Source organism: Tenacibaculum sp. SSH1-16 (assembly GCF_040104435.1).
Classification (GTDB): Bacteria; Bacteroidota; Bacteroidia; order Flavobacteriales; family Flavobacteriaceae; genus Polaribacter; species Polaribacter mesophilus.
Genome location: NZ_JBECOV010000015.1, coordinates 70,834 through 80,810, shown reverse-complemented (window position 1 = coordinate 80,810; position 9,977 = coordinate 70,834). Strand labels below are relative to the sequence as shown.

The window sequence follows — 9,977 nt, the reverse complement described above, 5'->3', positions numbered from 1 at the left end:
TGAGGTTTTTTTTTGATCTTATTTTTAGGATTGCTGTATCTCGTAGTTTTTAATCCTTTGCCCGTTATTTTTATAATTATAAAAGAAGTAATTTTGCTTTAAAAGCAAGAATATGAATAAAGCAATTAGGATAGGTTGATCTATTTTAAAAGAAAATAAAAGTGATATAAACTATTTTAAAGCTCTTTAGAGGAAATCTTATTTATATCTTTTAATTGTTGTTGTAAGAGCCTTAAATAACTAAGTAATTTAGGAAGCTTTAGCGTAAATTAGATTTGTACATTGAAATTTGTTTTTTAATCTTTACGTTTTATAAAAAAACAGGATGAGTTTAGGTAATGCAGTTTTATTTTTCATATGCTCTTTAGGTGTTTTTAATGGTATATTGGTAAGTATCTATTTTTTATTACTAGATAAAACAAAAAGAGTTCCTAATTTTTTGTTTGGGCTGTTGACCTTCTTTTTAACAGTACGAATAGGGAAGTCCGTTTAAACAATCATTTACTCTTAGGGAAGAAAGAAATTTATGGATTGTTCAAATTTCAAATAGGACTATCGGCTTGTTTTTTAATAGGGGTTTCGTTGTATTACTATTTAAAGTCTTCTGTAACTAAGACGAAGAAGATTCCGTTAAACTGGAAAGTTCATTTTTTGATATTATTCCTAGTAATACTTATAGTAGGAATCATAAAACCATATGTAATAGATACGCTTTTTAGGAATACATATTTTGTGAAGTTTATTTATTTTGTTTGGGGTGTTTATATAGTATTATCAGTATTTATTTTAAACGATATTTTTAGAAAGCTGTTTTCTAATGTAAGTTGTAACACTTCTGAAATATGGCTATTAGCTGTTTATATAAGTAGTTTACTAATTTATTTAGCCTATATAGTCGGTTACTTTTACTTTATAGGAACTGTTATTTTTTCTATAGTTTTTTATGGATTAATACTACTTTTCCTTTCAAAGAAAAATTGAGAGTCTATTTTTAAAGATTTACCAGAAAAATACTCTGCAAAAAAGATTGAAAGTAAAGAAGCTGATTCTTTAAAATTTCAATTAGATGCTTTAATGAAAGAAGAAGAGTTGTATAAAAATACAGCTATAAAACTGTCTGATATTTCAGTTAAAATAGGAGTGTCTTCTCATAAATTATCGCAATTTCTAAATGATAACCTTGGAAAAAGCTTTGCAACATTCTTGAATGAGTACAGAATTTAGGAGGCGAAGAAACTATTGAAAGAGAATCATAAAATTACTTTAGAAAATATTGGTTTTGAAGCTGGTTTTTCTTCAAAATCAAACTTTTATGCTACCTTTAAAAAGGTTGTTGGGCAAACTCCAGCTCAATATCAAAAGCAGTTTTTATAAGGTTTTTAGTACAGAATTATAATTTAGGACGCCTAAATTACAGGACATCATTAAAAAGGAAGATTGTTTTAAGAAGTTTGAATTCAAATTAAAAACCTTTTAAAATGAAATTTATATGTACAGCAGTAGTGTCTTTCTTTTTTCTGTTTAGTTTTTCACAAGAAAAAGAAGATACTAAAGGGAAACTTCTAGCTAGTATTTATGGAAGTAAACAACAGAAAGTAATTAACTACGGCAAGAGTTTTATGTCTGACGACCGTTTGTTTTATAAAAGTTTAAATCGTCCAGATGTTAATCTACCTGCTTCTGATAAAGAATTGATTGAACAGACGCTTAATAATTATATTGAAGGAAGTTCTTTTAATAAAATGAATATTCTCAAAAGTTCTTTTTACAAAGATGCAAGACTTTACTTAACAGGAAAAGATGGCTTTAAACAGTTTACTACTGAAGAATATTCAAAATTTTTTCCATCAAACAAAAAAGGAGAAGTTATCTCTATTGATATAACGAATGATATTGCTATGGCAAAAGTTGAAATTTTAATACCTAATCGTAAATGGAGGTTTGTAGATCTTTTTTTACTGAAGAAGTTTGCGAATAATTGGAAAATTATAAGTAAAACCGCAACTAGAGAAGCTTCTTATGAGACAGGAAATAAAATCTTATTTGTGGTTTCTAATACAGATTATTATGTAGGTACCAATATACCAACAGGAAATAGTTTTGATGAAATAGTATTGGCTTATAAAATGTTTACGGAAGCTGGGTTTAACATAGATATTATTAGTCCAAAAGGAGGTGCAATTCCTTTAAAATATGTGGATACATCTGAAAAAAATAAGAAAAAATACTTGTATGATAATGACTTTATGTATGCTTTAAAAACGACTAAAAAACAACAGAAGTTCATTCGTCTAGCTATAAAGCAATTTATTATGTGGGAGGTGGAAGTGCTATGTTTAATCTACCTAAGAATAAGGAAATACAAAAAATAGCTATGGATATTTATGAAAAGCAAGAAGGTGTTATCAGTGTAGTGTGTCATGGTACTGCTGGAATTGTTTTTCTAAAGAAAAGTGACGGTGAGTATGTGGTAAAAAACAAGCGAGTAAATGGGTTTCCTGAAGATCATGAAAAGAAAGAGAATATTTTAAAAGTTTTCCTTTTTTAATAAGAAAAACAGTTGAAGATCATGGAGGAAAGTTCTTTTTTTCAGATGTAGCAGATGAACATGTAGAAGTGGATGGAAGGTTAGTAACTGGTCAAAATCCAGCGTCGGTACCTAAATTGGTAAGAGAGGTAATTAATATTATTAACTCCAAATAAAGTAGATTTGATTTCATAAAAAAAACTCACCTTTGGTGAGTTTTTTATTTATAATTTATTGAGTATTAAGCTAACATTGTAACTGGATTCTCTAAATAAGTTTTTAAGGTTTGTAAAAACTGAGCTCCAACAGCACCGTCAACCGTTCTGTGGTCACATGCTAAGGTTAACTTCATAGTGTTTCCAACCACTATTTCTCCGTTTTTCACTACTGGTTTTTGTACAATTGCACCTACCGATAAAATAGCAGAATTAGGTTGATTGATAATTGAAGTAAAGCTTTCAATACCAAACATTCCTAAGTTAGATACCGTAAACGTACTTCCTTGCATTTCGTTAGGAGTTAGTTTTTTATTTCTAGCTTTTGACGCTAATTGACGAACTTCAATATCTATTTGATTGATATTCATGTAATCTGTATTACGAAGAACAGGTACAACTAAACCTTCAGGTACAGCAACGGCTACACCTATATTTATATGTTTATTGTATATTGTTACATCATCATTCCAAGTAGTATTAACTTGAGGATGTCTTCTCAATGCCATAGCAGAAGCTTTAACCACCATATCATTAAAGGATACTTTTGTTTCTGGCATCTGATTAATAATCTTTCTAGATTCAATAGCATTGTCCATATCTACCTCTATGTTTAAGTAGAAATGAGGAGCGGAGAATTTAGAATTAGCTAGTGCTTTAGCAATAGCTTTACGCATTTGAGAATTTTTAACTTCCTCTACAGATTCACCTGCTGCAGTAGTAAAATTAGTTACTGCTGATGGAGTTGTAGCTGTACTTGTAGCTAAAGGAGCTTCAACTTTAGCAGCTGGACTATAGTTTTCAACATCTTTTTTGATGATACGACCATTTTCTCCAGAACCTTTAATATCTGCTAAATTAATTCCTTTGTCTTTAGCAATTTTCTTAGCTAAAGGGGAAGCAAAAATACGTCCACCTTTATTATTTGATGCAGTTTCTACTGGAGTAACTACTGTTTCTGTTTTATTTTCTTCAATTGCTTTAGGAGCTTCTTCTTGTTTTTCAGAAGAGTTGTTATTTAAAGTACCTGCTTTATGAGCTTCTACTAATGATGAAACATCAGTACCAGCTTCACCAATGATAGCTAATAAACTATCTACAGGAGCACTTTCACCTTCTTGAACACCGATATGTAACAAAGTACCTTCATTGAAAGATTCGAACTCCATTGTAGCTTTATCAGTTTCAATTTCAGCTAAAATATCACCTTCTTCAACTTTATCACCTACTTTTTTTAACCAAGAAGCAACGGTACCTTCAGTCATTGTATCACTTAAACGAGGCATGGTTACCACTTTTACTCCTTCAGGAATAGCAGTATTTGTAGATGTTGCTTTGGGCTCTTCAGTTTTAGGTTCTTCTGATTTTGTTTCAGCAGAAGCGGAAGTGTTTCCATTTAATAATGCTGAAAAATCTTCTCCTTCTTCACCAATAATAGCTAATAAACTATCAACAGGAGCTGTTTCGCCTTCTTGAACTCCGATATGTAATAAAGTTCCTTCATGGAAAGACTCGAATTCCATTGTAGCTTTATCAGTTTCGATTTCAGCTAAAATATCACCTTCTTCAACTTTATCACCTACTTTTTTTAACCAAGAAGCTACCACTCCTTCTTCCATTGTATCGCTTAAGCGAGGCATGTTTATAATTGTAGCCATAGTTTACTTAGATTTTATAAATGGATAATCTTCTTGTTCATATACCATATCATATAATTGATTAAGCTCTGGATATGGAGAATCCTCTGCGAATTTTTCACATTCCTTAACCATATCTTTTACTTCTTTATCAATTGCTTTGATCTCATCTTCTGTAGCGTACTCTTTTTCTTTGATGACATCTAAAACTTGAGTGATAGGATCTATTTTTTTATACTCTTCAACTTCGTCTTTTGTACGATAATGTTGAGCATCTGACATAGAGTGACCTCTATATCGGTATGTTTTCATTTCTAAGAAAGTAGGACCATCACCACGACGAGCTCTTTGAATAGCTTCATCTACAGCTTCAGCTACTTTGATAGGGTTCATTCCATCAACAGGTCCACAAGGCATTTCATAACCTAAGCCTAATTTCCATATATCAGTATGGTTTGCAGTTCTTTCGACAGAAGTTCCCATAGCATATCCATTATTTTCTACAATAAATACTACTGGTAATTTCCAGTTCATAGCCATGTTAAAAGTTTCATGTAAAGAACCTTGACGTGCAGCTCCATCACCAAAATAACATAAAGTAACAGCATCGCTACCTTTGTATTTATCTCCAAAAGCGATACCAGCACCTAATGGAATTTGTCCTCCTACAATTCCGTGACCACCATAGAAACGGTATTCTTTAGAGAAGATGTGCATAGAACCTCCCATACCATGAGAAGTACCTGTAGCTTTACCATATAACTCTGCCATAACACGTTTTGGATCTTCACCCATACCAATTGGTTGAACGTGATTACGATAAGCAGTAATCATTTTATCTTTAGTCAAATCCATTGCGTGTAATGAACCGGCTAAAACAGCCTCTTGACCGTTGTATAAGTGTAAAAAACCTCTTACTTTTTGTTGAATGTAAACTGCAGCTAGCTTATCTTCGAATTTTCTCCAAAATAGCATGTCTCTATACCAATTGATATAGGTTTCTTTGGTGATTTTCTTCATTATATACTTAGTTGTTTATTTAAATGTTTGTTTGCTCTACTTATTACAAAACGTAGCTACAAAAATAAGTAGTTTTTAGTAATTTAAAAAAAGTTATTACTAAAAGTTGAAGAAAGGTTTTTGGAGAAGTATAAAGGAGTAATTATTGTTCTTTAGCTACAATTATAGTGGCTTTAGCACCTGTAGCTAAATTCCACTCATTAGATGAAATTAACATACCTGCATCGTTATAAATTTTAAATGCGGCTGTGTTTGGACCAGAGGTACCTTGGTTTAAAGCTACAATTTTTATAGTGTTGATTCCTTTATCTAGAGGAATATTAAAGGACTGATAGCGTTGTCTTAGTATAAGGTTGCTAACAACAGGTACATCATTTATATAGATGGTAACCTTATCTCCGTCAGGATATTGATAATCCCTACAAATAATGTTAACACTTTTTGATTTAGTACTAAAACTCCCTAAGTCCTGATCAATAACAGGATACTGATACATTCCATTTATTTGTTTGAATGATTTTAAGTATTGTTCTTCTGCAATTTTAGCTTTAGTTAAGATTCCTTTATTTTCTAAATCTCTTTGAGCTTGTTTTTTTTGAAGTTCTTTTTGTTGTTCTTTATGTGCAGTTTTAAATCCATTGTTATTGTCAAAATCTAACGCTTTAGGTTTTTTTACTTCTTTAACAGGTGCAGTTATAACACCAAAAGCAGAATTTCCCTTTTTTTTACCATTAACAGAACCATCCATTTGTGCAAGAACATTGGATGTAACGCTACATAAAAAAATGATTACAAGTGTTGGTATTATTTTCATCATTGTAAATAAATCTAAGCAAATATAATGCCGATTTTTAAGTGATTTTAAAATAAAGGATTAAAACTAGTTATTTTACAGGAAAATCAAAAAAGGTTTTAGGGAAAGGTTCTCCTCTTAGGGTAAAATGCCACCATTCTTTACTGTAAGGTCTAAAACCATGTTTACGCATTACAGTTTGTAATAGTTGTCTGTTCTTTTTTTGTTGTTTAGTAAGTTTTTCATAGGTGATATGAGATGAAACTCCAAAAAAGTCATACGGACTTCCCATATCTAACTCTTCGCCTGTTTCTAGGCGTATAATTGTTAAATCTACAGTGCTTCCTCTTGAATGACCAGATTTTGAAGAAATATATCCCTTTTTAAATAAATGACGTTTATTAACCTCAGGATAGTATTGTTGTTTCATTAATGTATCATTCATTACCCGAGCCCATTTTACAAAATGATTTACTGCTGTTTGAGGACGGTAAGCATCATAAATTTTTAAACCTAATTTTTGATTTGCTAACTCATCTTGAACTTTTTTTAAAGCTTTAGCAGTAGGGGTAGTAGCTATAAGAATATTTTCTTCATATCCATTAACAGGGACCCCCATAAAGTTGTTAGTATGACAATATCTTAATTCCCCTTGTATTGTAGGAGACACTTCTTTTATATATGTAAAACCTTCAGGTAATTTTTGAGACTGAATGCTTAAAGCGGTAAGTAAAAATAACGATAAAATCCATTTCATAGGGTAAAAGTAATGAAATGGATTTTAACAGTTTCTCTCTTAATGAAAGATTAACTTTTATTTATCTAAAAAATCTTGATAAGCGTTTTGACTAATAGCTCTTCCGAGAGAATCTAAAGGGTGGTAATTACCTTCTTGTATTACAGGTTTTTTGCTTACATAATCGTATACAAAGGTTCCGTTTTTAGAAACTGTACCAAATCCTTTATTAAACACATAATGTGCATATTGATTTTCAGAATTATTAAAAATATTTTTTCCAAACTGAAATTTTTCTGGATTACCTCCTAATATGTCAGTTAAAGTATATGCTAAATCACTTTGAGCGCTAAAATTATTAACAGTAATACCTGTTTTGTTGAGAGCACCACCTAACCAAACCATAGGAATTTGAAATCTTTTAGGGGAGTTAAAATAACCTTTGTGTTTAGGTAATGGATGTCCATGGTCAGATAAAATAATAACCAAAGTGTTATTCCACCAAGGTTGTTTTTTAGCTTTGTGAATAAACTTACCTATAGCTTTGTCTGTATATGCTTGTGCACTTCTGTATAAATTTTCTACAGAACCTTTACCAAATTTATATTCACCAGGGAACTCGTAAGGTTCGTGACTGGTTAATGTTAAAGCTACTTCAAAAAAAGGTTCTTTAAGGGTAGGGGAAGATAAATCTTTCATAAATCGGTCTAAAAAGATGTGATCATGCGCTCCCCATTTCGAATTCCAGTTTTCTTTGTCAAATTCAGTTCCATCAACAATTTTATCTATTTGACCATTACGTAAATAGGTAATCATATTCCCAAAATTACTATCCCCACCATAATAAAAACTAGTATTGTACCCTAATTTTTTCATCTCTTTGGTGAGTATAGGTAGCTTTCTTGCTTTGTATGGAATTTTCATGATGCTTTTTGTAGGCTGAGGATAATAGCCACTTAAAATAGCAGGAACCCCTTTATCTGTCCTGTCTCCATTTCCATAGAAATTAGTAAACAAAATACCTTCTTTAGCTAGTTTGTTTAGGTTTATAGTAACATCAGGTTCACCTCCTAATGCACCAACTGCTTTAGCAGAGAGACTTTCCCAAATAAGTAAAATGACATTTGGTTTTTTAGTATTTAAGATAGAATCTGTATTAGCTGTTAAAAGCTGATTTTTAGTTTTGTTGATGATGTTTTTAGCAATATCTTTTTTATAGTGAACATACGGGTTTTTGCCGTCGGTTTTATGAGTAATTGTATTAGCAAAGTTCCAGATAAAATTTACCGCAGCATGATTTGCAAACATATTTTTAGAGAAGTATACGTTACTTTGATTAATAGGAATGTTGGCAAAACCACCTCGTATAGGAATTATTAAGCTAGCAATTAATAATAAAAATATAGGAGCTTCTAAAAAATGCTTCTTATTCAACTTTTTAAGAACTTTGTTCAATATCTTATTAAAACAGTAAATAGTAATTACCGAAAGTAATCCCCAAGCAAAAAGTCCGCCAACTAATTGTAAAGTACTTACAGAAGCCAACATTGCTTTAGGAGTATTAATGTAATTTAAGACAGTAACATCTATACGAACTCCCCAGAATTTATACAAGGAAATATCCGTTAACATAAACAAGTTAATAACTAAAAGAATAGGGAAAGTATACCCTTTAATAATATAACCAATAATTCTTCTAGGAATCCATATTGATAGCAAAATAATTAGAAAAGGAATAGCAGCCAAGTATGCAGCAAAAGAAAAATCTAATTGAATACCATACACGAATGTTTTTAGCGTAGTGATAAAACTTAATTCAGAGGTTTTATCAAAATAATATATTAAAAATAAAAGACGGGCAAGTAAAAAGTATACTACCCATAGAAAATAATATGTAAAACTAAATAAGATTCTATTTTTAAAATTAGTCATTCTAGTATGAAAAAGGTTTACTCTGTAACTTTTAAACGAGCTTTAGCTGTTACAGAAATATCTGAATAATAGTTGTTTAAATATTTTAAATACCCTGCAATGGCAATCATAGCAGCATTATCAGTGGTATACTCAAACTTTGGAATATATGTTGTCCATCCCCAATGTTTTTCAGCTAAAATTAAACGTTTTCGTATTTCTGAGTTAGCAGAAACACCACCAGCAATAGCTATGTGCTTAATACCAGTTTGTTTTATAGTATTTTTAAGCTTATCCATCAAAATTTCAATAATAGTGTATTGAATAGAAGCACAGATGTCATTAAGGTTTTCTTTGATGAAATTGGGGTTTTCTTTTACGTTTTTTTGAATAAAGTATAAGATTCCAGTTTTTAATCCGCTAAAACTAAATTCTAAGTCACCAACTTTAGGTTTGGTAAATTTAAAAGCTTTAGAGTTTCCTAATTGCGCATATTTATCAATTAAAGGTCCACCTGGATAAGGCAGACCTAAAATTTTAGCAGATTTATCAAAAGCTTCCCCAACAGCATCGTCAATTGTTTCACCTAAAATTTCCATTTCAAAATGATTGGTAATTTTTACAATTTGCGTGTGTCCACCGCTAATTGTTAAACAAACGAATGGAAAAGGAGGTATTCTACTTCCTTCTTCATCAATAAAATGAGCTAAAATATGTGCCTGCATATGGTTAACATCTATCAAAGGAATGTTTAACCCTAAGGCTAAAGACTTAGCAAAAGAAGTACCAACCAGTAATGAGCCCATTAACCCTGGGCCACGAGTAAAAGCAATTGCATTTAAATCGTTTTTAGTTATACCAGCTTGTTCAATAGCTTGTTGCACAACAGGAACAATGTTTTGTTGATGTGCTCTTGACGCTAATTCAGGAACTACACCACCATATTTAGCATGTACTTCTTGGTTTGCTACGATATTACTTAATACCTTTCCGTTACAAATTATTGAAGCACTTGTATCATCACAAGAGCTCTCAATACCTAAAATATAGATGTTTTTTGCACTCAAATCTTTTCTGATTTAGAGGACAAAAATATTGATATTACGTTAGATTTTAGTTAAAAAAAACATTTCTTTAA

General features: G+C 31.0%; 9 protein-coding genes and 1 pseudogene. 4 read left to right on the top strand and 6 right to left on the bottom strand.

Annotation, left to right across the window (positions count from 1 at the left end):
- Window positions 1–1,074: 1,074 nt before the first annotated feature.
- The 4 genes and pseudogenes from ABMY20_RS14750 to ABMY20_RS14735 all read left to right on the top strand — a co-directional run bounded on the left by ABMY20_RS14750 (window position 1,075) and on the right by ABMY20_RS14735 (window position 2,548).
- A complete protein-coding gene (locus ABMY20_RS14750; protein WP_349265656.1) occupies window positions 1,075–1,224 on the top strand; it encodes a hypothetical protein in 150 nt (49 codons plus the stop codon).
- 12 nt (window positions 1,225–1,236) lie between these two features.
- Window positions 1,237–1,374: pseudogene (locus tag ABMY20_RS14745) on the top strand (helix-turn-helix domain-containing protein); the annotation flags it as partial.
- A gap of 104 nt (window positions 1,375–1,478) precedes the next feature.
- Complete coding sequence (locus tag ABMY20_RS14740; protein ID WP_349265655.1) at window positions 1,479–2,372, top strand: nuclear transport factor 2 family protein; 894 nt, start codon at window positions 1,479–1,481, stop codon at window positions 2,370–2,372.
- A 2-nt stretch (window positions 2,373–2,374) separates the two neighbouring features.
- Window positions 2,375–2,548, top strand: a complete 174-nt coding sequence (locus ABMY20_RS14735; RefSeq protein WP_349265654.1) for a hypothetical protein — start codon at window positions 2,375–2,377, stop codon at window positions 2,546–2,548.
- 220 nt (window positions 2,549–2,768) lie between these two features.
- Here ABMY20_RS14735 and ABMY20_RS14730 read toward each other — a convergent pair whose 3' ends face one another.
- The 6 genes from ABMY20_RS14730 to tsaD form a co-directional block, all read right to left on the bottom strand.
- Window positions 2,769–4,400, bottom strand: coding sequence for a pyruvate dehydrogenase complex dihydrolipoamide acetyltransferase (locus tag ABMY20_RS14730; RefSeq protein ID WP_349265653.1), 1,632 nt, complete (start codon window positions 4,398–4,400; stop codon window positions 2,769–2,771).
- A gap of 3 nt (window positions 4,401–4,403) precedes the next feature.
- On the bottom strand, window positions 4,404–5,399 hold the full coding sequence (pdhA, locus tag ABMY20_RS14725; RefSeq protein ID WP_047790615.1) for a pyruvate dehydrogenase (acetyl-transferring) E1 component subunit alpha: 996 nt from the start codon (window positions 5,397–5,399) through the stop codon (window positions 4,404–4,406).
- 142 nt (window positions 5,400–5,541) lie between these two features.
- Complete coding sequence (locus ABMY20_RS14720; RefSeq protein ID WP_231128425.1) at window positions 5,542–6,216, bottom strand: hypothetical protein; 675 nt, start codon at window positions 6,214–6,216, stop codon at window positions 5,542–5,544.
- Window positions 6,217–6,283: 67 nt separating this feature from the next.
- Window positions 6,284–6,949 carry a M15 family metallopeptidase gene (locus ABMY20_RS14715; RefSeq protein ID WP_349265652.1) on the bottom strand — a complete coding sequence of 222 codons (666 nt, stop codon included), beginning with the start codon at window positions 6,947–6,949 and terminating at the stop codon, window positions 6,284–6,286.
- Between the two features lie 57 nt (window positions 6,950–7,006).
- The gene (locus ABMY20_RS14710) at window positions 7,007–8,860 is read right to left on the bottom strand and encodes a sulfatase-like hydrolase/transferase (RefSeq protein ID WP_349265651.1); all 1,854 of its coding nucleotides are present in this window, start codon (window positions 8,858–8,860) and stop codon (window positions 7,007–7,009) included.
- Window positions 8,861–8,877: 17 nt separating this feature from the next.
- On the bottom strand, window positions 8,878–9,906 hold the full coding sequence (tsaD, locus tag ABMY20_RS14705; protein WP_349265650.1) for a tRNA (adenosine(37)-N6)-threonylcarbamoyltransferase complex transferase subunit TsaD: 1,029 nt from the start codon (window positions 9,904–9,906) through the stop codon (window positions 8,878–8,880).
- Window positions 9,907–9,977 lie beyond the last annotated feature (71 nt).